This window comes from Mesorhizobium sp. AR10 (genome assembly GCF_024746795.1).
Lineage (GTDB): Bacteria > Pseudomonadota > Alphaproteobacteria > Rhizobiales > Rhizobiaceae > Mesorhizobium.
Map to the genome: position 1 here is coordinate 1,249,872 of NZ_CP080524.1, position 24,954 is coordinate 1,274,825.

28 protein-coding genes are annotated in these 24,954 nt (G+C 63.5%); 16 read left to right on the plus strand and 12 right to left on the minus strand.

Annotated features, from left to right (window positions below; translation table 11 throughout):
- The first annotated feature begins 15 nt into the window (after positions 1–15).
- The 7 genes from tesB to LHFGNBLO_RS09540 all read left to right on the plus strand — a co-directional run bounded on the left by tesB (position 16) and on the right by LHFGNBLO_RS09540 (position 8,432).
- A complete protein-coding gene (gene tesB / locus LHFGNBLO_RS09510) occupies positions 16–891 on the plus strand; it encodes an acyl-CoA thioesterase II (RefSeq protein WP_258606172.1) in 876 nt (291 codons plus the stop codon).
- A gap of 230 nt (positions 892–1,121) precedes the next feature.
- Complete coding sequence (locus tag LHFGNBLO_RS09515) at positions 1,122–1,460, plus strand: P-II family nitrogen regulator (RefSeq protein WP_023800571.1); 339 nt, start codon at positions 1,122–1,124, stop codon at positions 1,458–1,460.
- A gap of 31 nt (positions 1,461–1,491) precedes the next feature.
- Positions 1,492–2,922, plus strand: coding sequence for an ammonium transporter (locus tag LHFGNBLO_RS09520; protein WP_258606205.1), 1,431 nt, complete (start codon positions 1,492–1,494; stop codon positions 2,920–2,922).
- 267 nt (positions 2,923–3,189) lie between these two features.
- Positions 3,190–3,465 (plus strand): hypothetical protein, encoded by a 276-nt coding sequence (locus tag LHFGNBLO_RS09525; RefSeq protein WP_258606210.1) that lies wholly within the window; start codon positions 3,190–3,192, stop codon positions 3,463–3,465.
- Positions 3,466–3,857: 392 nt separating this feature from the next.
- The gene (locus LHFGNBLO_RS09530) at positions 3,858–6,512 is read left to right on the plus strand and encodes an FtsK/SpoIIIE family DNA translocase (protein WP_258606216.1); all 2,655 of its coding nucleotides are present in this window, start codon (positions 3,858–3,860) and stop codon (positions 6,510–6,512) included.
- Between the two features lie 140 nt (positions 6,513–6,652).
- Positions 6,653–7,336: an outer membrane lipoprotein carrier protein LolA gene (locus LHFGNBLO_RS09535; protein ID WP_258606218.1), complete on the plus strand. Its 684-nt coding sequence runs from the start codon at positions 6,653–6,655 to the stop codon at positions 7,334–7,336.
- A 289-nt stretch (positions 7,337–7,625) separates the two neighbouring features.
- Positions 7,626–8,432: an exodeoxyribonuclease III gene (locus LHFGNBLO_RS09540; RefSeq protein WP_258606222.1), complete on the plus strand. Its 807-nt coding sequence runs from the start codon at positions 7,626–7,628 to the stop codon at positions 8,430–8,432.
- A gap of 6 nt (positions 8,433–8,438) precedes the next feature.
- Here the strand turns inward: LHFGNBLO_RS09540 and LHFGNBLO_RS09545 are convergent, their stop codons facing one another.
- The 3 genes from LHFGNBLO_RS09545 to LHFGNBLO_RS09555 form a co-directional block, all read right to left on the minus strand.
- The gene (locus LHFGNBLO_RS09545; RefSeq protein ID WP_258606224.1) at positions 8,439–8,933 is read right to left on the minus strand and encodes a GNAT family N-acetyltransferase; all 495 of its coding nucleotides are present in this window, start codon (positions 8,931–8,933) and stop codon (positions 8,439–8,441) included.
- Positions 8,934–8,977: 44 nt separating this feature from the next.
- Positions 8,978–9,433, minus strand: a complete 456-nt coding sequence (locus tag LHFGNBLO_RS09550; protein WP_258606226.1) for a cyclic nucleotide-binding domain-containing protein — start codon at positions 9,431–9,433, stop codon at positions 8,978–8,980.
- 183 nt (positions 9,434–9,616) lie between these two features.
- Positions 9,617–10,300, minus strand: coding sequence for a response regulator transcription factor (locus LHFGNBLO_RS09555; RefSeq protein ID WP_258606228.1), 684 nt, complete (start codon positions 10,298–10,300; stop codon positions 9,617–9,619).
- Positions 10,301–10,444: 144 nt separating this feature from the next.
- Between LHFGNBLO_RS09555 and LHFGNBLO_RS09560 the strand changes: the two genes are divergently transcribed.
- Positions 10,445–10,981: a L,D-transpeptidase family protein gene (locus LHFGNBLO_RS09560; RefSeq protein WP_258609669.1), complete on the plus strand. Its 537-nt coding sequence runs from the start codon at positions 10,445–10,447 to the stop codon at positions 10,979–10,981.
- An 84-nt stretch (positions 10,982–11,065) separates the two neighbouring features.
- Here LHFGNBLO_RS09560 and LHFGNBLO_RS09565 read toward each other — a convergent pair whose 3' ends face one another.
- Positions 11,066–11,308 (minus strand): hypothetical protein, encoded by a 243-nt coding sequence (locus LHFGNBLO_RS09565; protein ID WP_258606230.1) that lies wholly within the window; start codon positions 11,306–11,308, stop codon positions 11,066–11,068.
- Between the two features lie 129 nt (positions 11,309–11,437).
- Between LHFGNBLO_RS09565 and gcvA the strand changes: the two genes are divergently transcribed.
- Entirely contained in the window at positions 11,438–12,358 is a 921-nt protein-coding gene (gene gcvA / locus LHFGNBLO_RS09570) for a transcriptional regulator GcvA (RefSeq protein ID WP_258606233.1), read from the plus strand.
- 16 nt (positions 12,359–12,374) lie between these two features.
- Here the strand turns inward: gcvA and LHFGNBLO_RS09575 are convergent, their stop codons facing one another.
- The 6 genes from LHFGNBLO_RS09575 to tsaD form a co-directional block, all read right to left on the minus strand.
- Complete coding sequence (locus tag LHFGNBLO_RS09575) at positions 12,375–12,794, minus strand: DUF1761 domain-containing protein (RefSeq protein ID WP_258606234.1); 420 nt, start codon at positions 12,792–12,794, stop codon at positions 12,375–12,377.
- 100 nt (positions 12,795–12,894) lie between these two features.
- On the minus strand, positions 12,895–13,593 hold the full coding sequence (locus LHFGNBLO_RS09580; protein WP_258606236.1) for a class I SAM-dependent methyltransferase: 699 nt from the start codon (positions 13,591–13,593) through the stop codon (positions 12,895–12,897).
- Positions 13,548–13,973 (minus strand): EVE domain-containing protein, encoded by a 426-nt coding sequence (locus tag LHFGNBLO_RS09585; protein WP_258606242.1) that lies wholly within the window; start codon positions 13,971–13,973, stop codon positions 13,548–13,550. The genes LHFGNBLO_RS09580 and LHFGNBLO_RS09585 overlap by 46 nt, the downstream gene beginning before the upstream one ends.
- Before the next feature lie 30 nt (positions 13,974–14,003).
- The gene (locus LHFGNBLO_RS09590; protein ID WP_258606244.1) at positions 14,004–14,300 is read right to left on the minus strand and encodes a YciI-like protein; all 297 of its coding nucleotides are present in this window, start codon (positions 14,298–14,300) and stop codon (positions 14,004–14,006) included.
- Positions 14,301–14,326: 26 nt separating this feature from the next.
- A complete protein-coding gene (locus tag LHFGNBLO_RS09595; RefSeq protein ID WP_258606246.1) occupies positions 14,327–15,340 on the minus strand; it encodes an NAD(P)H-dependent glycerol-3-phosphate dehydrogenase in 1,014 nt (337 codons plus the stop codon).
- A gap of 11 nt (positions 15,341–15,351) precedes the next feature.
- On the minus strand, positions 15,352–16,437 hold the full coding sequence (tsaD, locus tag LHFGNBLO_RS09600; RefSeq protein WP_258609670.1) for a tRNA (adenosine(37)-N6)-threonylcarbamoyltransferase complex transferase subunit TsaD: 1,086 nt from the start codon (positions 16,435–16,437) through the stop codon (positions 15,352–15,354).
- A 146-nt stretch (positions 16,438–16,583) separates the two neighbouring features.
- On the opposite strand from tsaD, the gene hemC reads away from it, so the two are divergent.
- The 6 genes from hemC to LHFGNBLO_RS09630 all read left to right on the plus strand — a co-directional run bounded on the left by hemC (position 16,584) and on the right by LHFGNBLO_RS09630 (position 22,665).
- Entirely contained in the window at positions 16,584–17,510 is a 927-nt protein-coding gene (hemC, locus tag LHFGNBLO_RS09605; protein WP_258606251.1) for a hydroxymethylbilane synthase, read from the plus strand.
- Between the two features lies 1 nt (position 17,511).
- On the plus strand, positions 17,512–18,222 hold the full coding sequence (locus tag LHFGNBLO_RS09610; RefSeq protein WP_258606253.1) for a uroporphyrinogen-III synthase: 711 nt from the start codon (positions 17,512–17,514) through the stop codon (positions 18,220–18,222).
- 89 nt (positions 18,223–18,311) lie between these two features.
- The gene (locus LHFGNBLO_RS09615; protein WP_258606255.1) at positions 18,312–19,790 is read left to right on the plus strand and encodes a COG4223 family protein; all 1,479 of its coding nucleotides are present in this window, start codon (positions 18,312–18,314) and stop codon (positions 19,788–19,790) included.
- Positions 19,791–19,800: 10 nt separating this feature from the next.
- Positions 19,801–21,420 carry a heme biosynthesis protein HemY gene (locus tag LHFGNBLO_RS09620; RefSeq protein WP_258606257.1) on the plus strand — a complete coding sequence of 540 codons (1,620 nt, stop codon included), beginning with the start codon at positions 19,801–19,803 and terminating at the stop codon, positions 21,418–21,420.
- Between the two features lie 30 nt (positions 21,421–21,450).
- The gene (locus LHFGNBLO_RS09625) at positions 21,451–21,930 is read left to right on the plus strand and encodes a TerB family tellurite resistance protein (RefSeq protein ID WP_258606262.1); all 480 of its coding nucleotides are present in this window, start codon (positions 21,451–21,453) and stop codon (positions 21,928–21,930) included.
- 18 nt (positions 21,931–21,948) lie between these two features.
- Positions 21,949–22,665: a glutamine amidotransferase gene (locus LHFGNBLO_RS09630; protein WP_258606264.1), complete on the plus strand. Its 717-nt coding sequence runs from the start codon at positions 21,949–21,951 to the stop codon at positions 22,663–22,665.
- Between the two features lie 3 nt (positions 22,666–22,668).
- Here LHFGNBLO_RS09630 and LHFGNBLO_RS09635 read toward each other — a convergent pair whose 3' ends face one another.
- Both LHFGNBLO_RS09635 and LHFGNBLO_RS09640 read right to left on the minus strand, forming a co-directional pair.
- The gene (locus LHFGNBLO_RS09635) at positions 22,669–23,910 is read right to left on the minus strand and encodes an MFS transporter (RefSeq protein WP_258606266.1); all 1,242 of its coding nucleotides are present in this window, start codon (positions 23,908–23,910) and stop codon (positions 22,669–22,671) included.
- A 263-nt stretch (positions 23,911–24,173) separates the two neighbouring features.
- Entirely contained in the window at positions 24,174–24,599 is a 426-nt protein-coding gene (locus LHFGNBLO_RS09640) for an Lrp/AsnC family transcriptional regulator (RefSeq protein WP_258606268.1), read from the minus strand.
- 138 nt (positions 24,600–24,737) lie between these two features.
- Between LHFGNBLO_RS09640 and LHFGNBLO_RS09645 the strand changes: the two genes are divergently transcribed.
- Positions 24,738–24,953: a hypothetical protein gene (locus LHFGNBLO_RS09645; protein WP_258606270.1), complete on the plus strand. Its 216-nt coding sequence runs from the start codon at positions 24,738–24,740 to the stop codon at positions 24,951–24,953.
- Position 24,954 lies beyond the last annotated feature (1 nt).

The following is a 24,954-nucleotide window of genomic DNA, read 5'->3' on the forward strand; positions in this document are numbered from 1 at the left end:
GCGAGGATGCGAAGCATGACGACGGCCATGGGCGAGCTTCTCGGCATTCTCGACCTCGAGCAGCTGGAACACAATCTGTATCGTGGTCGCAGCCCCAAGCTCGACTGGCAGCGTGTCTTCGGCGGCCAGACCATCGCCCAGGCGCTGGTCGCAGCGCAGCGAACCGTCGAGCCCGAGCGCCATGTGCATTCGCTGCATGGCTATTTCATGCGCCCCGGCGACACCAAGGTGCCGATCATCTACGAGGTCGACCGCATCCGCGACGGCGGCTCCTTCACCACACGCCGCGTGGTGGCGATCCAGCACGGCCAGGCAATCTTTTCGCTGGAAGCCTCGTTCCAGCAGGACGAGATCGGCCTCGAACATCAGGTGCCAATGCCGCAGGACGTGCCGGCGCCCGACAGTCTTTTGTCGCAGCGCGAATTGCTGGGCAAGTTCGGCGAGGCCGTGCCCGACGGCATCAAGCGTTACTGGGAGCGTGACCGGCCGATCGAGATGAAGCCGGTGATGCTGAAGCATTACACAAGCCGGGAAAAGCTGGAGCCGAAGCAGAACATCTGGATCCGCACCACCGGCCCGGTGCCGGCCGATCGCGCCACGCAGGCGGCGGTGCTCGCCTACCTCTCTGACATGACACTGCTCGACACGTCGACCTTTGCGCATGGCCGCGCCATTTTCGATCGCGACATCCAGGCGGCGAGCCTCGACCACGCCATGTGGTTCCATCGCAGCCATCCGCTCGACGACTGGATGCTCTACACGCAAGACAGCCCGTCGACGCAAGGCTCGCGGGGCTTCACCCGCGGTTCGCTGTTTGCTCGCGACGGCACGTTGATCGCCTCGGTTGCCCAGGAAGGCCTCATCAGGCTGAAGCGTTCGCCTGCCGAATAGGCATTTTTGAAAAATTGCTTATTTTTTAATCACAAGCCTTGGGGCGACTGTGCACGCTTAGCTGGCGAATGGCCACGTAACCTCTCTCGATCTCTTTGTTTACAACAGGTTAACACCCTGCTTCGGCAACTGGCACGGAGCTTGAATCCTAGCGGGCACTCTCCGGCTCTATTGGGATCGGCGAAGTCGTGCAAACGCGGGGGACCCGCAACAGCAAAGGGTGAAACCTTATGAAAATCGTGATGGCTATCATCAAGCCGTTCAAGCTCGACGAGGTGCGCGAGGCGCTCACCGCAGTCGGCATCCAGGGCCTGACCGTCACCGAAGTCAAAGGCTACGGGCGTCAAAAGGGACACACGGAAATCTATCGCGGGGCGGAATACGCGGTCAGCTTCCTGCCGAAGATCAAGATCGAAGTCGCGGTCGGCCTCGACATGGTCGACAAAGCCGTCGAAGCCATCACGGCGGCGGCCAAGACCGGCCAGATCGGCGACGGCAAGATCTTTGTTTTCGGCATCGACCAGGCCGTGCGCATTCGCACCGGCGAAACAGACACCGACGCGCTTTGAGCGGCGAACACGTATTCCAATGGAGAGTTCAATGAACATACCTTCCACCTTGAAGTCAGTGGCGCGCTCCGCGCTGCTGGGCTCGTTCGCGCTCGGAGCATTGGGCACGGTCGCCGCATTCGCGCAGGAAGCGGCTCCCGCCGTTGCCGCGGCAGCGTCAGCAGCGCCGGCTTTCACCGTCGACAAGGGCGACACCACCTGGATGATGGTTTCCACCGTGCTGGTGTTGTTGATGACCGTTCCCGGCCTTGCGCTTTTCTACGGCGGCCTGGTTCGCACCAAGAACATGCTGTCGGTGCTGATGCAGGTCTTCACCATCACCAGCGTGGTCATGATCATCTGGGTTTTCTACGGCTACAGCCTCGCCTTCACCCCGGGCAACGCCTTCGTCGGCGGCCTTTCCAAAATGTTTCTCTCTGGCGTCGATGTGACGACGCTGTCGGAAACCTTCACCAAGGGCGTCGCCATTCCTGAACTGGTGTTCGTCGTCTTCCAGATGACCTTCGCCTGCATTACGCCCGCCCTGATCGTCGGCGCTTTCGCCGAACGCGTCAAATTCTCCGCCTTGATCCTTTTCGTCATCCTCTGGGTCACCTTCATCTACTTCCCGATCGCGCATATGGTCTGGTTCTGGGGCGGCCCGAGCGCTTACTCCGATCCGACCGGCCTCATCTTCAGCTTCGGCGCCATCGATTTCGCCGGCGGCACTGTCGTTCACATCAATGCGGGCATTGCCGGTCTCGTCGGCGCGCTCATGATCGGCAAGCGCATCGGCTACAAGAAGGACCTCATGGCGCCGCACTCGATGACGTTGACCATGGTCGGCGCTTCACTGCTGTGGGTCGGCTGGTTCGGCTTCAACGCCGGTTCGAACCTCGAAGCGAACGCCTATGCGGTGCTGGCCATGATCAATACCTTCGTCGCCACGGCGGCGGCGGCGGTGACCTGGATCGTGCTTGAATCGCTGCTGCGCGGCAAAGCCTCAATGCTTGGTGCTGTTTCGGGCGCTGTGACCGGCCTCGTCGCCGTCACGCCTGCTGCCGGCTTTGCCGGCCCGATGGGCGCCATCGTGCTCGGCATCGTCGCCACCTTCGGCTGCTACTTCTTCGTCTCGGTGGTGAAGAACACGTTCGACTACGATGACAGCCTCGATGTCTTCGGCGTCCACTGTGTCGGCGGCATCATCGGCGCGCTCGGCACAGGCATCCTGGTCAATCCCGCCCTCGGCGGCGCCGGCATCGTCGACTATTCGACGGCCGACTTCGCAGCCGGCTATGCCGGCACGGCCACCCAGCTCCTTTCGCAGGCCAAGGGCGTCCTGGTGACCCTGCTGTGGTCGGGCATCGGCAGCGCGATCCTCTACAAGATCGTCGACATGATCATCGGCCTGCGTCCGACCGCCGACGCAGAACGCGAAGGCCTCGACCTCACCTCGCATGGCGAAGCGGCCTATCACTCGTAAGCCCTGTCCGGGGCGGCCTCGGCCGCCCCGCATTCTCCCATCCCGTCGTGACGCTCCCGAAAGGTGCTCACGCATTGAGGCCCGGATCCGCTCCGGGCCTCTTTTTTGTGCGGAGCCATGCCGGCGGGTAGCACCGCCTCGATCACAATCGCTTGATGAGGGCACTTCATCGGCCGCCGGCCTGAAACATCGACCGTGCCGGTTCCGAACTGGGGTGGCGAAACGTCGTTTGGATGTTCGCACAACAACAGGGAAGGAAACTTTGTCATGAACATCAAGACGATCTGCCTCGGAGCGCTTGCTCTTGCCATGGTCAGCGGCACGGCATTTGCCGGCGCTCTCGATTCACCGGACAATATGGCGCCGTTCTTCACCGATTCCGGCATGAAAACCATGAAGCCGAAGACCGAATTCAAGGCGGCCTGGGATTCAATGGCAAAGGACAAGCAGGACTCCATGATGAAGGAGTGCCAGGACGCGGCCATGAGCAAGCCCCACGCCGAATTCTGCGCCAACCTGCAGGCGCTCGGCGGCGCCAACTAGCGCGCGCTTCCAACCAAAATGATGGCGGGCCAGCGTGCCCGTCATCTGCGCTTGTCTCAAAGGGGTCGCCGGCTCACGAACGCCTCAAGCGATCGTGATTCTACGCTGGCCAGGCTCGCTGCTACGATCCGTCTTGATCCAACCCCCGGATCCATCTGCGGGCGAAATCCCACTTTTGCCTGTACAAGGCCTCGCTGGCTCCGGCCCGCGAGGCCTTCTTGTTTTGCCTGGGAAGTTTGTACCGGCCTCCACTCAACCGTCGGTAATGCGCTTTGGCGCTCTCAACCTCTTATAGTTAATGCGGCCTTAACCTTCCAACCGATAGTCTGACATCCGAATCTGCCGGAGTGCGTCATGCGCCCGGCCAGTCCATGACAGACGGGGAACGAGGTATGCGTTCAGGGGCTTCAGCACCGCTCGCGCTGACCGATACGGGGCACGGGATCCAGGCGTTCGCGCGGCGGCAGGTCGGCCGGTTGGTCGGCGCCGGCCTGTTTGCGACGGTCGCCTTCGGTGTCGCCAGCCTCGCCACCTGGAATGTCGCCGATCCGAGTTTTTCGCACGCCACCGACAACACCGTCACCAATGCCATGGGCTATGCCGGAGCAGTCTTTTCCGACCTTGCCATGCAGTTCTTCGGCCTTGCCGCCGTCGCCGCCCTGGTGCCAGCGGTGATCTGGGGCTTCCTGCTGTTTTCCGCACGCGGCGTCGACAGGCTGCCGAAGCGCGGGCTTGCCTGGTTCGGTTTTGCCATCACTGCTGCGGCGATCGCCGGCTGCGTGGTGCCACCCAAGACGTGGCCGCTGCCGACCGGCCTTGGCGGCGTGTTCGGCGACATGGTGCTCAAGATCCCTGGTCTTTTTGTCGGCGGCTATCCGACCGGCATCATCGCCAGCGTGATCGCCGTGCTGCTCCTCGCACCGGCGCTGTGGCTGTTTGCCTACGGTTCGGCGCTGCTTGCCCGCAAGAACGGTTTTGCCGTCCTCGAGCAGCCTGCCGCGCCCGATCCCCGGGAGCAGGACGACCTGCTCTTCGACAATGACGAGGACGAGGGCGATGAGGGCATATTGGCGCTTGGCGCCATCACCCACTGGTGGCTGTCGTTGCGCGCCTATCTGCGCCGCCGCGCCGCACGTCGCCGCGAGGAGCGGGACGAATACGAACCGGAGATGGAGCCACGCGCCGGCGGCTGGCGGCGCGCCGCCGAACGGGTCGAATCGGCCGAGTTCGCCGAAGCGCGGATGAGCGCCGACGGCCGCGCCCGCGTCGAGCCGGAATTCTTCGCCGCCATGGTCAACGACCGCAGCGCCTCGATCGACCCCGACGATGCCGATGTCTTCGACGAAGATGACGAGGACATGGATTTTGCACCCGAACCCGGCCAGCGCCGCGCCGCACCGCAGGTGCAGCCATTCCGCTCCGATGCCGCCACCCGCGTCGCCGCACCCGCGCCTCGCCCGGCGCCCGGCGCCCGTGTCCAGCGCGAGGCGCAGACCTCACTGATCGGCTCCGAAAACTTTGAAATGCCCTCGCTGCACTTCCTGTCCGAGCCGAAGAACGTCGTGCGCGATGCCAGCCTGTCCAAGGACGCGCTGGAGCAGAATGCGCGCCTGCTCGAGGGCGTGCTGGAGGATTTCGGCGTCAAGGGCGAGATCATCCATGTCCGACCCGGCCCGGTGGTCACGCTTTACGAGCTCGAGCCGGCGCCCGGCATCAAGTCGTCGCGGGTCATCGGCCTGGCCGACGACATCGCCCGCTCGATGAGCGCGATTGCCTGCCGCGTCGCCGTTGTGCCCGGCCGCAACGCCATCGGCATCGAGCTGCCGAATGCCAAGCGCGAGACCGTCTATCTCAGGGAGATCCTGGCCAGCCGCGATTTCGAAACCACCAAGTCCAAGCTGGCGCTGGCGCTCGGCAAGAGCATCAATGGCGAGGCCGTCATCGTCGACATCGCCAAGATGCCGCACGTGCTGGTGGCCGGCACCACCGGTTCCGGCAAGTCGGTCGCCATCAACACCATGATCCTGTCACTGCTTTACCGGCTGACACCGCAGGACTGCCGGCTGATCATGATCGATCCGAAAATGCTGGAACTCTCGGTCTATGACGGCATCCCGCATCTGCTGACGCCGGTGGTCACCGATCCGAAGAAAGCGGTGGTGGCGCTGAAATGGACCGTGCGCGAGATGGAGGACCGCTACCGCAAGATGTCGAAGGTCGGCGTGCGCAACATCGACGGTTTCAACGCCCGGGTACAACAGGCCGAGAAAAAGGGCGAAAGGATTTCGCGCACGGTGCAGACCGGCTTCGACCGCCAGACCGGCGAGGCGATCTACGAGACGGAGAACCTCGATCTCGAACCGATGCCCTACATCGTCGTCATCATCGATGAGATGGCCGACCTGATGATGGTCGCCGGCAAGGACATCGAAGGCGCGGTGCAGCGCCTGGCGCAGATGGCGCGTGCCGCCGGCATCCATGTCATCATGGCGACGCAGCGTCCGTCGGTCGACGTCATCACCGGCACGATCAAGGCCAACTTCCCGACCCGCATCTCCTTCCAGGTGACGTCGAAGATCGACAGCCGAACCATCCTGGGCGAGCAGGGCGCCGAGCAGCTGCTCGGCATGGGCGACATGCTTTACATGGCGGGCGGTGGCCGCATCCAGCGCGTGCACGGCCCCTTCGTCTCCGACGATGAGGTCGAGAGGATCGTCGCGCACCTGAAGCTGCAGGGCGTGCCGGAATATCTCGACGCCATCACCGAGGATGACGGCGAGGACGACGACGAGCCTTCGGGCAAAGGCGGGTCCGGCGGTGGCGGCAACAGCAATTTCGAGGATTCCGACGATCCCTACGATCAGGCGGTGTCGGTGGTGCTGCGCGACGGCAAGGCCTCGACCAGCTACATCCAGCGCCGGCTCGGCATCGGCTACAACCGCGCCGCCTCGATCATCGAGAAGATGGAGAAGGAGGGCATTGTCGGCCCGGCCAACCATGCCGGAAAACGCGAGATTCTGGTGCCGACGGAAGACGACAAGTTCTGATCCAGCGCGGCAGATTCAGCCGGGGTGGCAACTTTGAACCTTTTGGCGCGTTCAAGCGACTGAGCGCTGTCCAGCCCGCCAAATTTAAGCCCAACTGGGGGCCCAAGGACTGCGACGACAACCAAATGAGAGTGACCGGCATGAAAAACGCTTCTTTCACCCCGATCAGCGATTTTGCCCCGACCCGCCGCCAGCTGCTCGGCCTCGGTCTGGTCCTTGCCGGCGCTGCGGCCGTCAACGTTGTTCCCGGGTTCCAGCTGCTGGCGTCGGCGCAAGCCGCGGTGCCGCCGACGGCGCAGAAGATCGCCGACCATTTTTCCTCGGTCAAATCGATGAGCGGCGAGTTTGTCCAGTTCGGCCCCAAGGGCGAGCAGACCGGTGGCAAGTTCTTTCTGGAACGGCCGGGCAAGATCCGCTTCAACTATGATGGATCGTCGAATTTCCGAGTGATTTCCGACGGCAAGTCGGTGGTCATCCTCAACAAGAGGTTGAAAACGTCCGACCTCTATCCGCTGTCGAAGACGCCGCTGAAGCTGTTGCTCGACAACAAGATCGACCTCTCCGGCAACCGCGTCAAAAGCGTCAAGGAAGAGAACGACCTCACCACCATCCAGCTTGCCGACAAATCGGTGTTCGGCAATTCGAAGATCACCATGATGTTCGATCCGAAATCCTACGAACTGCGCCAGTGGACCATCACCGATGCGCAGGGCAAGGACACGACGGTGATGATCTTCAACGTCAAGGAGGGCGTGAGCTTCGCTCCCGACACCTTTGCCATCGACTATACGGCGAACCGCGAGCTCAATACCAAGTCGCGCTAAGGTCCGCCGATATTCAGGTGATGCCGGCCTGCGAATGGCGGCTTCCTGCGCTTCCGGTGCTCACGTACGAAAAGTGCGCTCCGTTCCGGTTCTCGGAATCCACCATTCTCGGCTTGGCCTGAACTGAATCTCAGCGAACCTTAGTCCAGCCTAAGCTGATCTTCGAGCGCGGCCCGGCTTGTTTTTCGGGCGTGTGGCTGGCAGGTTCCGGCCTGTCTTTCTCACAGGCGCATGATCCCTGACCAAGGGCTTCGACTTTGGTGTTTCATGCGCGGCCCGGATCCTGCGCATGCCCTTTTCCATCGCCACCTGGAACATCAATTCCGTCCGCCTGCGCATGCCGATCGTCGAGCGCCTGCTTTTGGAACAGGCGCCGGATGTGCTGTGCCTGCAGGAAACGAAAGTTCCCGACGAGCTGTTTCCCGAGAAGGCCTTCCGAAAGCTCGGCTACGAGCACATCGCCTTCCATGGCCAGAAAGGCTATCACGGCGTGGCGACGGTGGCGCGCCGGCCGATCGAGGTCGTCGAGAAGCGGCGCTTCTGCGAAATCGAGGACAGCCGGCATCTGTCGGTCACCGTTCAGGCCGGCGGCAAGACGATCCTGCTTCACAATTTCTACGTTCCAGCCGGCGGTGACGAACCCGATCCCGTCATCAACCGCAAGTTCAAGCACAAGCTGGATTTCGTCGCCGAGATGAACGCCATCCGCGCCGAGCATAGCGAAGTGTCAGGTTCGGTCCTTGTCGGCGATCTGAACATAGCGCCGCTCGAGCACGACGTCTGGTCGCACAAGCAGCTGCTCAATGTGGTCAGCCATACGCCTGTCGAGACCGAAAACTTCGAAGCCATGCGGCTCGCCGGCGACTGGGTCGACTTGATGCGGCTCAACGTGGCGCAAGAGCAGAAGCTCTACACTTGGTGGAGCTACCGGGCACAGGATTGGCAGCTGTCCGATCGCGGCCGGCGGCTCGACCATGTCTGGTCGTCGCCAAATCTGGTGCCGCGCTTTGCCGGCTACGAAATCCTGCGTCTGGCGCGCGGCTGGGAACGGCCGTCGGACCATGTGCCGGTCATCGCTCGCTTCGACCTGGATTAAGTAAGTTTACGCCCCGGATCGGCGCTCTTCCCACACGGGCCGCAGCTGCGACATCACCAGTTCGTCGCGGTGCTCGCCCTGGAAATAGGCGCTGCCTCTCGAAATGCCCTCCGCCGTGAAGCCGACAGCCTGGTAGGCGCGTCTCGCGCGATGATTGTCCGGGAAAAGGCCGATGACGAGACGATGAGCGGTGGTGTCTTCGAACACCCGGTCGACGACGGCTGCCAGCAGCATTCTGCCGTGGCCTTGCCCCGGGACGGCGACCGCGACCCGCCTGACCAGCGTCACGCGCTCGGGCGAAGACCAGTGGCGCAACAGCACGAAGCCGATCGGCGCCAGCCCGTCGAAGCCGATGAAATATACATGGCTGTCGTCGACGAAAGCGTTGCGGTGACGCGCCTCGTCCCAGCGCCCAACCAGCGCGTCATAGCCTTCCAGCCGCTCGGTCGCCATGATGAAAGGCAGGTCTTCCTCGGTGGCGCGAACGAGTCGGAAATCCAACTGCGCCTCCCTTTGTTCGAGCATGATTATTTCGGGATGATGCTCTAGCCGGCGAAGCGCGGCGCCAGTTCCTCGATGCGGCGGATCAATGCCTGAAAATCCTCCAGGATGCGCTGATGCAGGTGCACCGCGATGTCGGGATATTCCTCGAGGATGCGGCGGAACATCTTGCGGCTGAGCCGCAGCACTTCCGAATCGATCTCGGCCGACGCGCTGGTCAGCCGGTTGGTGTCGGCGATCAATGCCAGTTCGCTCAATATGGTGCCGGGGCTGGCACTGCCTATCGGGATGCGCTCGCCGTTCTGCTCGCGATAGAGCACGATGCGCCCGCTGACCACGATATAGGCCGAATCGGCCTGGTCGTCCTCGCGGTACAGCTTATGGTCTGCTAGCAGCAGGGTGGTTTCGGCGCCGAAGGCGAGCAGGCGCAACTGTTCCTGCGTGAAGCCCTCGAAGAGCTTCACGGCGGACAGGATGCGGATGTCGTCATCCAGCGCCATCTCTAGCTGTGTCCCCGAACGGTCAGTCCAATCCCTCCCTTAGAGCGCCGCGTCCCCTTGGACGCGTAAAGGACGCTCTAACATTTGAATCTGCGCATCGGCAGCGGGTCGATCCAGAACACCTCCAACCGGATCGTACCCGAAAACGGCCCCGCCCTGACCGCTTATTGGATAATGAAATGTTTAAGGAACCAGCTTGTAGCCGCCGCTTTCTGTCACAAGAATTTCCGCATTGGAAGGATCGCGCTCGATCTTCTGGCGCAGCCGGTAGACATGGGTTTCCAGCGTGTGCGTGGTAACGCCGGAATTGTAGCCCCAGACTTCTTCGAGCAGAACGTCGCGCGTCACCACCTTCTGGTCGGCGCGGTAGAGATATTTAATGATCGAGGCCTCTTTCTCGGTCAGCCGCACTTTTGCGCCGCGCTGGTCGATCAGAAGCTTCTGGCTGGGCTTAAACGTATAAGGGCCGACCGAGAAAGTGGCGTCTTCGCTCTGCTCGTGCTGGCGCAGTTGTGCACGGATGCGGGCGAGCAGCACGGCGAAGCGGAACGGCTTGGTGACGTAGTCGTTGGCGCCGGCTTCGAGGCCGAGAATCGTGTCGGAATCGGTGTCGTGGCCGGTCAACATGATGATCGGCGCCTTGTAGCCACCCTTGCGCAATATTTTCACCGCCTCGCGGCCGTCCATGTCGGGCAGCCCGACATCCATGATGAGCAGGTCGATCAGGCCGCCGCGGGCTGTGGCGACGCCTTTGGCGGCGGTTGCTTCCTGCAGAACGTCGAATTCCTCATACAGAGCCAGTTGTTCGACGAGGGTGCCGCGCAGGTCGTCATCGTCGTCAACGATCAGAATGGTGCGTGATGTCATGGATCAATCCGTTGTTTTGAAAAGAATATTCAGTTGACCGCCCCCCGTTTATGCGGAAGCTGACCGGCACAACAGCCGATCACAGTGATTTGTTCCGTGACACGATCATACAAGAAAAAACGGCCGCGCAATGCAGCCGGCGCAATTTTGCCAAAAGGGCTGCGCGTGCTCACCGTGCGCGCCAGGCCCGGCAATCCCGCCCAGGGGTTCTTGCAGGCCGGCAGCCTGGTGTTTGCGTGTGCGTTGGGAAGGGGCGGCATCTCGGCCGACAAGCGCGAAGGCGATGGCGCGACGCCGCTTGGCGCGATGCGGATCCTGTCAGGATATTTCCGGGGAGATCATTTTTCCGCCGGCCGCAAAACCCGGCTGGCGATGACGCCGATCGGCCCCGATCTCGGCTGGTGCGAGGTGCCTGACGACCGCAACTACAACCGGCCGGTCACCATCCCCTATGGCGCCAGCCACGAGCGGATGCGACGCGACGATCGTCTCTACGACGCCTGCCTTGTGCTCGACTGGAATATATCACCGCGCCGGCGCGGTCGGGGCAGCGCGATTTTCTTTCACCTCGCGCGGCCCGGCTTCACGCCAACCCAAGGCTGCGTTGGCGTGACTGCTCGGACAATGGCGCGGCTGCTGCCGCTGCTGTCGGATCGGACAGTGGTGAGGGTGGTTCGTTAGGGCAGTATGGCAGTAGGGCAAGAGGTGTGTGTCGGCGCTGCCTTGATTCTCCCTACTGCCTTACTGCCCTATTCCCTTACTCCCCTATTTCCGGCGCGGCTTCTGCCAGCCGATATCGAGAAGGCCCAATCGGCCGAGTTCCCTGTCCATCGCGCGCGTGATGTCCTTGCGCCTGGCGCCGATGTCGCGCAACTGGCGATCCGACAGATCCTCGACATTCTGGTGTTGTGGGAGGTTGACCGCAACTCTCGCGTGGCGAAGCCAGTCAAGCAACGCGAGCATCCAGGTCGGGCGGGTGGCTGGCGACTTAAAAACGATGGTGGACATGACGGGTTCCGTTCCTCCAGATATCAAATCTGGCTTGATGGTGTTTCGATGGATGCATCATGCCGGATTGAAATCTAAACAGGAAACGAGTAGTTTTCTCTGGATCGTCAAGTTTTATTTGAGGATGGCATGGCTCGCTTGCTGCCTGGAACCCGAGCGCTGCGGACGCTGGAAGCAGCGGCCCGGCATCTCAATTTCACCCGCGCCGCCGATGAGCTCGGCCTGACGCCGGCTGCGGTCAGCCATCAGATCAAGGAAATAGAGGATCAACTGGGGATCGTGCTTTTCACGCGCACCAGCCGCACCATCCGGCTGACCGCAGCGGGGACGGTGCTGTTCGAGGCCTCGATCGATGCGCTCGACCTGCTTGGCCGGGCCGTCTCGCGGGCGCGCAAGCTGACGCGCGGCACGGCCCTTTTGAAGGTAACGCTCGACGCGCAGTTCGCGTCAAAATGGCTGATGCGGCGCGTCGACGATTTTCGCAAGCGCCAGCCCAATATAGAGCTCAGGTTCGACATCGCCTACGAAGTGCGGGATTTCGAACTCGACGACGTCGATGTCGGCATCCGGTTCGGCGCCGGCAAATACCCGGGCCTTCGCGCCCACCGCTTGTTCGATAACATCCTCATTCCGGTGTGCAGCCCGAGCCTCTTGACCTCCGGTCCGCCGCTGCGCGAGCCGCGCGATCTTTTCAATCACACGCTTGCCCATATCGAATGGTCGCGACAGGGCGTGACATGGCCGAACTGGCGGATGTGGATGGCGGCGGCCGGCGTCAACGATTTCGACGACAGCCGGACCATCGTGTTCGGAAACTCCACCGATGCCGTCCAGGCTGCGCTCGACGGCAATGCCGTCGCGCTCGCCGATTTCGCCATGGTGGCAAACGACCTTTCCCAGGGCAGGCTGGTGCAGCCTCTTGAACTCGGCCTGCGGGTGGCGCCCGAGTTCGCCTATTTCCTGGTCTATCCCGAGAGTACTGCCGACGATCCGCGCATCATCGCCTTTCGCGAATGGATTCTCGAGGAAGTCGCCAGGACGCAGACCTGACGATCGCGGCAGGCAGTCAGGCTGTCGCCGCTGCTCCGAACCAGCCGATCACCGCGCCGATGAGGAGCAGCACGCCAAGCCAGTGGCCGCCGTCGATGAGGGTCAGATCCCAGCCGAAATTTTCGTAGCGATGGTTGACGGAAAGCGTCGTGGCGACGAACCCCAGCCAAAGCACGAAACCGAAGACAAGCCCGGCAACGAGGCTCGGTTCGCCACCGGTCATCGCGCCGATGACCAGAGCCATGACCGACGCCATGATCAGTTCGGCGATGAAGCTGATGACGAAGGGCAGCGGCGATTTGCTCATCGTCGCAGGATCAAGCCTGGCCGCCTTCAGCCAAGGCTTGCTCAAGCCCATGTACCAAGCCGCGCCGAACAACCACGCCACCACGGCGGCGACGATCACCGCCAGCCAATTGACTGCTGAAAAATCCATGAATTCCCCCTCCCGATGCATGTCGCCCAAAGTGTGCAGCGGTTTTGACATGCATATCCCTTGAATCAGTGCGGGATGGAACGCCTGTTCGGCGATGCCGTCAAGCGAAGCGCCAGACGGTCGTGCGCTTGACCAAAGCATCCTCAAGCGCTCGCGTGACTGCCACTTCGTAGACGGCGAGCGGCTCCAGCCCTGCCTTCGGCATATAGGAGCGGCCGGGATCGCCGACGAGGATGTCGGCGCCGCGTGCCTTCAGCGTCGAAAACCATGGCATCAGACCGTCGGCGAAGGATTTGTCGTAGAAGACGTCGCCGGCAAGAATCACGTCCCAGCCCGCATCGGTTCCGATAAAGTCGGTGCCGAGGAATTTGATGCCGACGCCATTGGCCTCGGCGTTGAGGCGGATCGCCGTCTCGCAGAACGGGTCGATATCGGCGGCGATCACCTCTGCAGCACCAGCTTTCGCCGCGGCTACGGCGACCAGTCCGGAACCGGAGGCGAAGTCGAGCACGCGTTTTCCGCGCACTGTCGACGGATTGTCCAGGACATAGCGGGCCAGACCCTGGCCACCGGCCCAGGCAAAGGCCCAGAAGGGCGGCGGCAGGCCGATTTCGACCAGTTCGTCCTCCGTCCGCTGCCACAGATCATGTGCCTCGTCGGCCAGATGCAGGACGATCTCCGGCACATGCGGCGGCGCCATCAGCGCCGTGTTGTCGAGGATGAAATTCTTCGCGCTGTGCGGCGTCAGCGCCGTCACGGAGCGGGGGTCAGGCCGCCCATGCGGCAGACTTCCTTCCATTCGGCCGGCGTCACCGGCTGCACGGATAACCGTCCGAGCCGGACCAATGCCATTTCGGCAAGCTTGGGATTGGCCTTGACCTGTTCCAGCGTCGGCGGATTCGGCACGTCCTTGAAGGCGCGGATGTCTACACATTCCCAACGCGCGTCGTCCGTGCTGGTATCCTGATGGGCCAGCGCGCAGACCTCGGCGATGCCGACCACGTTCAGCCCTTCGTTGGAATGGTAGAAGAAGCCGAGATCGCCGATCTGCATCGCCTTCATGTTGTTGCGTGCCGCATAGTTGCGCACGCCGTCCCATTGCGTGCCGGCCTTGCCCTTCGCTTTCAGCGCCTCGAAGGAGAAGACCGAGGGTTCGGATTTGAACAGCCAGTAGTTCATTCTTTGCTCCTCCTTGCGGCTTGCCAGCGATTAACTAGCGGCAGGCTTGTTGAAGGTCCAGTTCCACTGGCGGATTTCGACGCTGTCGAACAGCCCGGCCTTGGCATAGGGATCAACTGCCGACAGGGCTTGTGCGCCGGCCATGTCCGGCGCCTCGACCACGACGAGGCTGCCGTTGGGCTTGCCGTCGGCGTCGAGAAACGGACCGGCAAAGGCGAGTTTCTTGTCACCGTTCAAGCCTTCGAGAAAGGCGAGATGGTCGGGCCGCGCATCGAGGCGCACCTGCAGGCTTCCCGGCTTGTCCTTGCAAATCAACGCAAACAGCATTTTTCCAGCTCCGGCTTGTTCGATAATCAGACGTCGGTTTCGGTCTTCAGCGGCCTTGTCATCAATGCCGACACAGCCTGTCGTATGGTGACGGTGCCGTCCAGTATGGCGGCGACGGCCGTAATGATCGGCGCGTCGATGTCGCGCTCGGTGGCGATGCGGGCGGCAATCGCTGCCGTTGGCACTCCTTCGGCCAGCGGCAGTCCGGCCAGCGGCTTGCCTTGCCCCAGCGCCAGCCCGTAAGCGAAATTGCGCGACTGGGCGGACGAGCAAGTCAGCAGCAGATCGCCGAGGCCGGAAAGCCCCATCAGCGTCTCCGGCTTGGCGCCGAAGGCTGCGCCAATGCGGCGCAATTCGACGAAGCCGCGCGTCACCATGGCGGCCTGGGCGCTGGCGCCGAGCCCGGCGCCGGTGACCGCGCCGGCGGCGATGGCAAAGACGTTCTTCAGCGCGCCGCCGATCTCGACGCCGATAAGGTCGTCGCTCGAATAACAGCGCAGATTCTCAGCCGAAAAGCGGGCCGCGAGGTCCGCCGCAAGGACCTCGTCACGGGCGGCGACCACCACTGCCGTGGGCAGGCCCCTGGCGACGTCGGTGGCAAAGCTCGGGCCTGACAGGGCAGCGACCGGGTTCTGCGGCAGAATCTCTGCGACGATCGCCGACAGCAACGCCCCGGTGTCGCGCTCGATGCCCTTGGCGCAGAGAACCAGCGGGATGCTTTTTGGCATATGGGTTTTCGCGGCCGACAGCATGGCGCGCAGCGACTGCGCCGGCGCCACCGCCAGCACGCAATCGGCGCCATCGAGTGCGGCCTCGATGTCGCTCGTCGCTTCGATGCCGGGTTCGATGGCGATGCCGGGCAGATAGCGTGGGTTCTCGCCGCGACCGATCGCCGCCACCGTGTCGTGATCGCGCGCGAACAGCCGGACCGAATGGCCGGCGCGCAGCATGGCCAGCGCCAGCGCCGTGCCCCAGGCGCCGCCGCCGAGCACGGCAACCCGCCAGCCGCTCACGGCTCTGCTGTTGATGCTATCGGTCATGCCGCCCTCGGTCATGCTTTGGCTCCCCGCCGGCCCGAGCCGACCATCGGGGCCGAGATGCTGTCCAGCGGCCAGCGCGAGCGCGGCACGAAATCGAAGCCGTTCTCTTCTGCAAGGCCCGCCCGCAACCGCTCGATGCCGGCCCAGGCGATCATCGCCGCATTGTCGGTGCAAAGTTTGAGCGGCGGCGCGATGAATGCGAAGCCGGCCTGATCGCACAGGGTTTCCAGTGTCATCTTGATCGTGCGGTTGGCGGCGACGCCACCGGCAACGACAAGCGCTGGATTTTCCGTGCCGGGAAACGCATCGCGAAAACGCGTCAGCGCCCGCGACACACGATCGCCAAGCGCATCCGCCACCGCTGCCTGGAATGAGGCGCAGATGTCGGCGACGTCCTGGTTGCTCAATGGTGCAATCGCCGTCGCTGCCTGGCGCACAGCGGTCTTGAGGCCGGAGAAGGAAAAGTCGGGCTGCGCCGAGCCCTTCATCGGGCGCGGGAAGGCAAAGCGTGTCGCATCGCCTGACGCAGCCGCCTTTTCGACATTCGGTCCGCCGGGATAGGGCAGGCCGAGCATCTTGGCCGTCTTGTCGAAGGCTTCGCCCAGCGCATCGTCGATGGTCGTTGCCCAGCGCTGGTAGTCACCAACGCCGCGCACCGCGACGATCTGCGTGTGGCCGCCGGAAACAAGCAGCAAGAGATAGGGAAAGTCGAGCCCGTCGGTCAGCCTTGCAGTCAGCGCGTGGCCTTCAAGGTGGTTGATGGCGATCAGCGGCTTATTGGCAGCGGCGGCAATGGCTTTGGCCGTCATCAGGCCGACGATCAGCCCGCCGACAAGGCCTGGACCTGCGGTCGCGGCAATTGCATCGATGTCGGCAAGCTCGACGCCCGAATCGGCAAGGGCTGCCTCGACGATACCGTCCAGCGCCTCGACATGGGCGCGCGCGGCAATCTCCGGCACGACGCCGCCGAAAGCGGCATGCTCCTCGATCTGGCTGAGCACGATGTTGGACAGGATTTTTGGCGCAGCATCGCCGTCCAGCGTGACCACGCTGGCGGCCGTCTCGTCGCAACTCGTCTCAATGCCCAGAACGCGGATCAATTCGTCGCTATCCCAATAGATTGTGTAGCCGGGCATTCCCCGTTAGGAGGAAGCCCGAAGGTCTGTCGATATTCAGGTGATGCCGGCCTGACCTGAATCTCAACAGACCTCAATCTGCCGGGGGTTATCACGGACCGCGCGCCATGCAAACAACCTTGAAAATCGGAACTCGCGGCAGCCCGCTGGCCCTGGCGCAGGCGCATGAAACGCAGGCGCGGCTGATGGCGGCGCACGGCATGCCGAGCCAGGCGTTCGAAGTGGTGGTCATTTCGACCAGCGGCGACCGCATTCAGGACCGGCCGTTATCGGAAGCCGGCGGCAAGGGGCTGTTCACCAAGGAAATCGAAGAGGCGCTGCTCGCCGGCAGGATCGACATCGCCGTGCACTCGTCGAAGGACATGCCGACAAGATTGCCGGACGGGCTGGAGCTGTCCGCCTTCCTGCCGCGCGAGGACGCGCGCGATGCCTTTATCGGCAAGGTGGCGAAAGCGATAGCCGACCTGCCGCAAGGCGCGAAGGTCGGCTCGTCGTCGCTCAGGCGCCAGGCGCTGATCCGGCGCATGCGGCCGGACCTCGATGTGGTGATGTTCCGCGGCAATGTGCAGACGCGGCTGCGCAAGCTGGACGAGGGCGTCGCCGACGGTACCATCCTCGCCTATGCCGGGCTCAAGCGGCTCGGGCTCGAACATGTCGTCACCGACCTGATGCCACTCGACAGCTTTCCCCCGGCGCCGGGGCAAGGGGCGATCTGCATCGAAAGCCGCATCGGCGATGGCGGTGTGGAAAAGATGCTTGTGGCCATCCATGATGCGCCGACGGGCCATGCTCTTGCGTGCGAACGCGCCTTTCTGACGGCACTCGACGGCTCCTGCCGCACGCCAATTGCCGGCCATGCGACGATCGCGAACGACATGGTCTCGTTTGCCGGGCTGATCATCTCGCTGGACGGCACGGTGTCGCATGAGGTGAAGGCGCAAGGCCCGGCGCTGGAGGCCGCCCGCATCGGTACGGACGCTGCCAGGACGGTGCGGGCCAAGGCCGGCGAAACATTCTTCGACGGCTGGGCCTGACATGGTCCGCGTCCTGGTGACGAGGCCGGAACCGGGCGCCTCGCGCACGGCGCGGCAGCTTGAGAACATGGGTTTTCAGCCGATCCTGCTGCCGTTGACCGAAACGGAGGGCTTACCGGTCGGCGCGATCGCGAATGATGCCGTTGCCGTTGCGGTCACCAGCGCCAACGCCTTGCGCCATGTGCCGAAAGAAATCATCGCGGCGCTCGCCGGTTTGCCTTGCCATGCCGTCGGCAAAAGGACGGCGGAAGCGGCCCGCGCGTCGGGATTCTTGTCCGTCAGCGAGGGGCCAGGTGACGCCGTAGCGCTGGCCGATGCGATTGCCGGCGGCTATACGGGCAAGTCGGTCATCTACCTATGCGGGCGGGTGCGGTTTCCGGCATTCGAGGCGCGGTTGCAGACTGCAGGGATCCAGGTCCGTGCCGTCGAGACCTACGACACCATTGCGCTGGGGTATTCCGATGATGAAATCCTGGCGCGGCTGTCCGGCCAGCCGGTCGAGGCCGTGCTGCTCTATTCGGCCAAGGCGGCAGCAGCGATACAAGCCTTGACCGCGCGGCCGGCGCTGCATCATCTTTTTGAAAAGACGCAGGTTTTCGCCCTGTCCGAGCGCATCGCCGCAACCTTGGACAATGTCGCCGGTGAAAAAATCCGCATTGCGACGGAACCGCATGAGGAGGCGTTGCTTGAGCTTTTGCGAGCCGGGCACTGACCCGTGTCATCACGCCGCCCCTTTTCACCGCTTGGTGATGTGCTAGACCCATTTGAACCATCCAGAAGCGAATTTTGCGGAGCCCAAGCATGGTCAAGACGCCGAAGATGCGACATTCGAAAAGCCGCCGCGAGCCGGTGACCATCGAGCTCGCCCCCGGGGCCGTGTCGCGCATCGTCGACGAGGATGCCGCCAAGGCGCCGGCCGAGGGTGCGAAGGCAGAGGATGCGGCGGACCTGTCGCAACCAGAGGCGCCGGAAGAGCCGGTGCATGCCGACCAGACCGATCTCGAGCCATGGGAGCATGCCGACGCCGCTCCGACTGCCGAGATCGAAGAGCAGGCAGATGCCGAGCCCAAAGGCCCTTCAGAACCGGAATCCCCCTATCCGGCCAGCTCGGACGCGCTGCCGAACCGCGCCAAGACCTCCGACTACAGTTTCGAAGACGCATCGCCCAAGGCGGGCGGGACCAAAGACGCACCACGAAAAGCTGAAACAAGGGACGAACCCATGGCAGTGCAGCCGAAGCTTGGCGGCATCAACGGCATCGCCGCCGGCATCATCGGCGGCGTCATCGCACTGATTGGCGCGGGCGGGCTGCAGTTTGCCGGCCTGCTCGGCGCGCCGGGCTCCGGTGCGAGCGGCGTGTCGCTCGACAGCGTCAATGGCGAAATCGCCTCGCTGAAGACCGAGATCGCGGGCTTGAAGGAAGCCGGCGGCAACACCGATGCATCAGCCAAGGTGGATGGGCTGTCGGCGGCGCTGGATCAGGTCAAGACGGATGTTGCGGCACTGAAATCGGCGGTCGAGCAGGGCGGCGCCGGCGACACTGCCGGGCTTGCGGCACTTGGTGACAAGATCAAGCAGATCGAGACGGCGGTGGCGGCACTCGGACAGGCCGGTAGCACGGCCCCGGTCGATCTCGGTCCGCTCAACGAAAAACTGGCCGGGCTCGACGCACTGGTGAAATCCGCCGGCGAGGCGGCGACCGCGCAGGAGGGACGGCTTACGGCGCTGGAACAATCGGTGTCGCAGCTTTCCGGCAAGGTCGACGCGCAGGCTTCGCAGCCGAAGATCGCGCTCGCCATTGCCGCTTCGGCACTGAAGGCGGCGCTCGACCGCGGCGCGCCGTTTTCAGCGGAACTCGAAACCTTTGCGGCGATTTCGCCGGATGCGCCCGAGATAGCGACACTGCGGCCCTACGCCGAAAAGGGCGTTCCGACCCGCACCGAGATCGGATCGCAAGCCGAGGCTGCGGCCACTGCCATGGTCGCTGCCTCTGCACCTGTCGACGAGAATGCCGGCTTCCTGCAAAATCTGCTGTCGAGCGCCGAATCGCTGGTCAAGGTCAGGCCGATCGGCGCCGTCGAAGGCGCTGGCGCGCCGGAAACCGTCGCGCGCATGGAGGTGGCGGTCAGCCAGGGCGACTATGCCAAGGCGCTCAGCGAATACGCGACGCTGCCGGAAGCGGTGAAGGCCGCCGGCGCCGATTTTGCCGGCAAACTGAAGGCGCGCATGGAGGTCGAAACGCAGGTCGATGCGCTGATATCAGGCGCGATGAAGGCATGAGGAAGACACGATGATCCGAATTCTCATCTTCCTCGTCGTCGTCTTCGCACTCGGCCTCGGCTTCGCCTGGCTGGCCGACCGGCCGGGCGAGATGGTGGTCACTTTCAACGGCTATCAGTACCAGGTCAGTCTGATGGTGGCGGCGGTTGCTGTCGTGGCCGTCGTCGCCGCGGTGATGATCGTCTGGTGGCTGATCAAGTCGCTGTGGAACAGCCCCTATACCATCTCGCGCTATTTCCGCGTGCGCCGCCGCGACCGTGGCTATCAGGCATTGTCGACCGGCATGATCGCGGCCGGCGCCGGCGATGGCGCGCTGGCCCGCAAGAAGACCAAGGAAGCGGCCAAGCTGATCCGCTCCGACCAGGAGCCGCTGATCCAGTTGCTCGAGGCGCAGGCCTCGCTGCTCGAAGGCGACCATGAGGGCGCGCGCGAAAAGTTCGAGACCATGCTCGACGATCCGGAAATGCGGCTGCTCGGTCTGCGCGGGCTTTATCTCGAAGCCGAACGCCTCGGCGACCGCAACGCGGCGCGACATTATGCCGGCCGCGCCGCGGTGATGGCGCCGCAACTGGCCTGGGCCGCCGAATCGACGCTGGAAGATCTGACCGGACACGGCGACTGGGACGGCGCGCTGAGGCTGGTCGAGGCGCAAAAGTCGACGCGGCAGATCGAGCGCGACGCCGCCAACCGGCGCCGCGCCGTGCTGCTCACCGCCAAGGCGCAGGCGCTGCTCGACAGCGATCCCAACGCCGCGAGAACCGCGGCGATAGAGGCCAACCGGCTGCGGCCGGATTTCGCCCCGGCTGCGGTCGTGGCGGCAACCGCGCTGTTTCGGCAGAACGACGTGCGCAAGGGTTCAAAAATCCTCGAGGCGGCCTGGAAGGCCGAGCCGCATCCGGAGATCGCGGAACTCTACACCCATGCCCGGCCGGGCGATGCGGTGGTTGATCGCCTGAACCGGGCGAAGAAGCTGCAGGAGATGAAGAAGAACCACGCCGAGTCGTCGCTGACGGTGGCGCGCGCCGCGCTCGACGCGCAGGACTTTGCCACCGCGCGGCGCGAAGCGGAGGCGGCTATCCGGATGGATCGCCGTGAGGGCGCCTATCTGCTTCTGGCCGACATCGAGGAGGCCGAGACCGGCGACCAGGGCAAGGTGCGGCAGTTGCTGTCGAAGGCGGTCAGGGCGCCACGCGATCCGGCCTGGGTTGCCGACGGCGTCGTCTCCGAGCGCTGGGCACCGGTATCGCCGGTCACCGGCAAGCTCGACGCGTTCGAATGGCGCGCGCCGATGGAGCGGCTCGGCCAGCTCATCGACAGCCACGAGGAGACGCCGGACGCTGAAGTGCCGGCCATCGCGGCGCCAGCCAAGCCGGCAAAGGAAAGAGCGGCCGAGGTGATCGATCATCCGACAGTTTCTGCCGGCAAGACCACTGCCGCTGATGAAGCTGAACCGGAACGTCCGGATAGCGAGGGCCATGTCACGCCCGTCACCGCCGCAGCGTTTGCCGCGGTGCCGGCCGATGCCGAAGCAGTCGAGCCGGCGGAGGAGTTGACCCGGCTGCCAGACGATCCCGGCGTCGACCCTGATGACGAAGCGGAGAAATCACCGCGCCGGTTCCGTTTGTTTTGATCTGACTTTTGGGCGATGGGGTATACGTTGATGTTCGAACGCGTTCTGTCATTTCTCAGGGATTTGCCGGCCGGCTCCGGCGCGCATGCCAGCGCGGACGATCCGCGCGTTGCCGCGTCGGCCCTTCTCTACCATGTGATGAACGCCGACGGCATACGCCAGGATGTCGAGTGGGAACGGTTCAAGGCAGTGCTGGCGGAAAGCTACTCGATCAGTGGCGATGAACTCGATGCGCTGGCCGCCGCCGGCGAGAGCGCCGACAATGAAGCGATCGATCTCTATGCCTTCACCAGCGTGCTGAAGCGCCATCTCGATGCCGAGGCACGCAAGGCCTTCATCGGCCTGATGTGGGAGATCGTCTACGCCGACGGCGAATTGCACGAGCTCGAGGACAACACCGTCTGGCGCGTCGCCGAGCTGATCGGTGTCGAACGCCGCGACCGCATCGAGGCGCGCCGCAAGGCGGCGGCCCACGCTCCCGGCGCGACAGGAACGTCAAGCGACGAATAGACAGGATCCCGCCTTCCGATGCCTCCGAGACCGAGTTCGAAACCAAAGATCCTGATCGTGCTGCATCAGGAGAATTCGAGCCCTGGACGTGTCGGCCACATGCTGCTCGAGGAAGGCTTCGATCTCGACATCCGCCGCCCGCCGCTCGGCGACGCCTTGCCGGAAACGCTGGACGGCCATGCCGGCACCGTGGTGTTCGGCGGACCGATGAGCGCCAATGACGAGGACGAGTTCGTTCGCCGCGAGACCAACTGGCTGGAAATTCCGCTACGGGAGAACCGGCCATTCCTCGGCATCTGCCTTGGCGCACAGATGCTGGCCAACCATCTCGGCGGCAAGGTCGAGGGTCACGGCGAGGGACTGGTCGAGATCGGCTGGTATCCGCTGAAGGCGACGGAAGCGGGCCGCAAGCTGATGCACTGGCCGGAGATGGTCTACCAGTTCCACCGCGAGGGGTTCTCGCTGCCGAAGGATGCGACGTTGCTGGCAACGGCCGAAACTTATCCCAACCAGGCGTTCCGCTATGGCGACAATGCCTGGGGCATCCAGTTCCATGGCGAGCTGACCAGGATGATGATGCAGCGCTGGGTGGTGCGCGGCGCGCACCGTTTCGAATTGCCCGGCGCACAGCCCGGCCGCGACCATCTCGGCGGCCGGCTGATCTGGGACATGCACCTCAAGCGCTGGCTGGGTGAGTTTTTGCAGACGATTTTTGGGCGGCCGGTTGCGCGCTAGTTATCAGGTTCGTCCGTTGAGGTGGCGCACCTTCCTGAGCGCAGGGAATAAGAAGGCCCAGATGCCGGCGACCGCAATGGCGCCGACGCCGCCGATCACCACTGCCGGCACGGTGCCGATCAGTGCTGCCATTGTGCCGGCGCGGAATTCACCCAGTTCGTTGGAAGCGCCGACGAAGACCTGGTTGACGGCGTTGACGCGGCCGCGCACCCGGTCCGGCGTCCACAGCTGGATCAGCGTCTCTCTGATGTAGACGCTGAACATGTCGGTGGCGCCGAGGAGGGCGAGTGCGACAATCGACAGCCAGGTGATGGTCGACAGGCCGAACAGCACGGTAAAGGCGCCGAACAGAGCGACGAAGCCAAGCATGATCAGGCCGGCATGGTTGCGGATTGGATGTCCGGCCAGCCAGATGGCGACGCAGATGGCGCCGACCGCCGGGGCCGAGCGCAGCAGTCCGAGGCCCCAGGGGCCAAGTTCGAGGATATCGCGCGCATAGACCGGCAACAGCGCCGAGGCGCCGGACAAAAGTACGGCAAACAGGTCGAGCGAGATGGCGCCGAGAACGATTTTCTCGCTCCAGATATAGCCAAAGCCGGCGAACAGGGTCTGCATCGTCGGCTTGTCGGTTTCGCTGCGTTGGGCCGGCTTCGGGATGGTGAAGATCAATACCGCGGCTACCAGCATGAGCACGGCGGCGGTGGCATATGCGGCTTCCGCCGAAAGCCCGTAGAGCAGGCCGCCAGCGACCGGCCCGACGATGGTCGCCGTCTGCCAGGCGGATGAGTTCCAGGCGATCGCGTTGGCAAAATCCTGCGGCGGCACGAGGTTGGCGAAAAGCGAGGACGAGGCCGGCCCGAAGAAGGCGCGCGCAATGCCGAACATGGCGAGCACGACGAAGATCGGTGCCGGTCCGCTGAGGCCGCGTAGCGTCAGCAGCAGAAGCGCCAGTGCACAGATCGCTTCCAGCAGCACCGCCACCGCCATGATCAGGCGGCGGCCGAAACGGTCGGCTATCGCCCCGGTGACCAGCACCAGCAACAGCGACGGCAGGAACTGGACAATGCCGACGAGGCCGAGATCGAACGGATCGCGGGTCAGGTCATAGACCTGCCAACCGACTGCGACAGAGACGATCTGGGTGGCGAATGTCGAGAGGAAACGCGCTGCCCAGTAGCTCAGGAAGGCGCGGTGCCGGAAGGCGGCATAGCGCTGCTCAGGCGGTGTATGAGTATCGGATGTCATGGAGATAGGCCCCGTTGCAATGGCATTGGAGCGACGTGCGTCCAATTTGACGCACAAAGTACGCTCCAACACTTTTTAGTCTTCGCATCGTGCTTTCCGAAAATCGGAACCGATTTTCGGGCCGATGCGATGCCGGCGGGGCACTTCCACGATTGGCGCTGGTCCGGCCAAGGGAACTTTAGTTCAGTTCGCGGCGGGGGTGTGCGCCTAAATTCGGTCTGGATCAAGTATTTTCCGACCATGGCATGCGTTGGCGAAAGGGCTCAAACGCTGCTCAGCATCAGGCTGGTTTCGCTGTTGAGGATGCCATCGATTGCCCTGACTTCGCGTAGCACACGGTCGAAGTCCGAGAGGCTCGCCGCATGGATCTCGGCGATCAGGTCCCAGGTTCCGTTGGTCGTATGCAGCGCATACAGCTCTGGTATGCCACGCAGCCTTTTAATGATCGTGGTGGTGGATTTCCCAGCGACCTCGATCATCATGATGGCGTGGATGGCGCGATCGTCTATGTCCTGGCGCACCCGGACGGTGAAGCCAAGTACTGCGCCTGACGACAGCAGTTTGTCCAGCCGCGCCTGCACCGTTCCGCGCGTGACATAGAGCACATCCGCAAGCTTGGAAATGGGCGCGCGGCCATCCTCCCTGAGGATCGAGATCAGCCGGCGATCGATTTCGTCGAATATGTGCATGTCAATGTTGCAAACCCGTGGTGAACATATTGCCAGGTTCTAGCATCGAATTCGATCATTTTGCAGGTTTCTTGTAAATTTTGCCAGCCGTATTGTCTGACCTCGTTCACAAAATCCTTTTCGAGGCGGAGCGCATCGATGGTGCAGCATGTCGGCACGGCTAACCTGATACGGCTGGTCGATTCGATCGGGATGGAACCCTTCATCGCCGGTTTGGCGGACTACATCGCGACCGATTTCCACCGCTGGGACAGTTTCGAGAGATCCGCGCGCCTGGCCGATCCATGGAACCTGTTCGGCCTGGTGTCGGCGCCCGCCTCCAGCGGCCCGGTCTCGGCTTGCGCGGCGGAATGAC

Excerpts from the sequence above, each read along its gene's own strand:
- LHFGNBLO_RS09580 (WP_258606236.1), bottom strand. The coding sequence starts at position 13,593 with ATGGAAGGAAGTCTGCCGCATGGGCGGCCTGACCCCCGCTCCGTGACG.
- LHFGNBLO_RS09595 (WP_258606246.1), bottom strand. The coding sequence starts at position 15,340 with ATGACCGATAGCATCAACAGCAGAGCCGTGAGCGGCTGGCGGGTTGCC.
- LHFGNBLO_RS09515 (WP_023800571.1), top strand. The coding sequence starts at position 1,122 with ATGAAAATCGTGATGGCTATCATCAAGCCGTTCAAGCTCGACGAGGTG.
- LHFGNBLO_RS09620 (WP_258606257.1), top strand. The coding sequence starts at position 19,801 with ATGATCCGAATTCTCATCTTCCTCGTCGTCGTCTTCGCACTCGGCCTC.
- LHFGNBLO_RS09565 (WP_258606230.1), bottom strand. The coding sequence starts at position 11,308 with ATGTCCACCATCGTTTTTAAGTCGCCAGCCACCCGCCCGACCTGGATG.
- LHFGNBLO_RS09590 (WP_258606244.1), bottom strand. The coding sequence starts at position 14,300 with ATGCTGTTTGCGTTGATTTGCAAGGACAAGCCGGGAAGCCTGCAGGTG.
- tesB (WP_258606172.1), top strand. The coding sequence starts at position 16 with ATGACGACGGCCATGGGCGAGCTTCTCGGCATTCTCGACCTCGAGCAG.
- gcvA (WP_258606233.1), top strand. The coding sequence starts at position 11,438 with ATGGCTCGCTTGCTGCCTGGAACCCGAGCGCTGCGGACGCTGGAAGCA.
- LHFGNBLO_RS09615 (WP_258606255.1), top strand. The coding sequence starts at position 18,312 with ATGGTCAAGACGCCGAAGATGCGACATTCGAAAAGCCGCCGCGAGCCG.
- LHFGNBLO_RS09645 (WP_258606270.1), top strand. The coding sequence starts at position 24,738 with ATGGTGCAGCATGTCGGCACGGCTAACCTGATACGGCTGGTCGATTCG.
- LHFGNBLO_RS09540 (WP_258606222.1), top strand. The coding sequence starts at position 7,626 with ATGCCCTTTTCCATCGCCACCTGGAACATCAATTCCGTCCGCCTGCGC.
- LHFGNBLO_RS09640 (WP_258606268.1), bottom strand. The coding sequence starts at position 24,599 with ATGCACATATTCGACGAAATCGATCGCCGGCTGATCTCGATCCTCAGG.
- LHFGNBLO_RS09535 (WP_258606218.1), top strand. The coding sequence starts at position 6,653 with ATGAAAAACGCTTCTTTCACCCCGATCAGCGATTTTGCCCCGACCCGC.
- LHFGNBLO_RS09555 (WP_258606228.1), bottom strand. The coding sequence starts at position 10,300 with ATGACATCACGCACCATTCTGATCGTTGACGACGATGACGACCTGCGC.
- LHFGNBLO_RS09635 (WP_258606266.1), bottom strand. The coding sequence starts at position 23,910 with ATGACATCCGATACTCATACACCGCCTGAGCAGCGCTATGCCGCCTTC.
- LHFGNBLO_RS09550 (WP_258606226.1), bottom strand. The coding sequence starts at position 9,433 with ATGGCGCTGGATGACGACATCCGCATCCTGTCCGCCGTGAAGCTCTTC.
- LHFGNBLO_RS09610 (WP_258606253.1), top strand. The coding sequence starts at position 17,512 with ATGGTCCGCGTCCTGGTGACGAGGCCGGAACCGGGCGCCTCGCGCACG.
- hemC (WP_258606251.1), top strand. The coding sequence starts at position 16,584 with ATGCAAACAACCTTGAAAATCGGAACTCGCGGCAGCCCGCTGGCCCTG.
- LHFGNBLO_RS09585 (WP_258606242.1), bottom strand. The coding sequence starts at position 13,973 with ATGAACTACTGGCTGTTCAAATCCGAACCCTCGGTCTTCTCCTTCGAG.
- LHFGNBLO_RS09630 (WP_258606264.1), top strand. The coding sequence starts at position 21,949 with ATGCCTCCGAGACCGAGTTCGAAACCAAAGATCCTGATCGTGCTGCAT.
- LHFGNBLO_RS09525 (WP_258606210.1), top strand. The coding sequence starts at position 3,190 with ATGAACATCAAGACGATCTGCCTCGGAGCGCTTGCTCTTGCCATGGTC.
- LHFGNBLO_RS09575 (WP_258606234.1), bottom strand. The coding sequence starts at position 12,794 with ATGGATTTTTCAGCAGTCAATTGGCTGGCGGTGATCGTCGCCGCCGTG.
- LHFGNBLO_RS09530 (WP_258606216.1), top strand. The coding sequence starts at position 3,858 with ATGCGTTCAGGGGCTTCAGCACCGCTCGCGCTGACCGATACGGGGCAC.
- LHFGNBLO_RS09520 (WP_258606205.1), top strand. The coding sequence starts at position 1,492 with ATGAACATACCTTCCACCTTGAAGTCAGTGGCGCGCTCCGCGCTGCTG.
- LHFGNBLO_RS09625 (WP_258606262.1), top strand. The coding sequence starts at position 21,451 with ATGTTCGAACGCGTTCTGTCATTTCTCAGGGATTTGCCGGCCGGCTCC.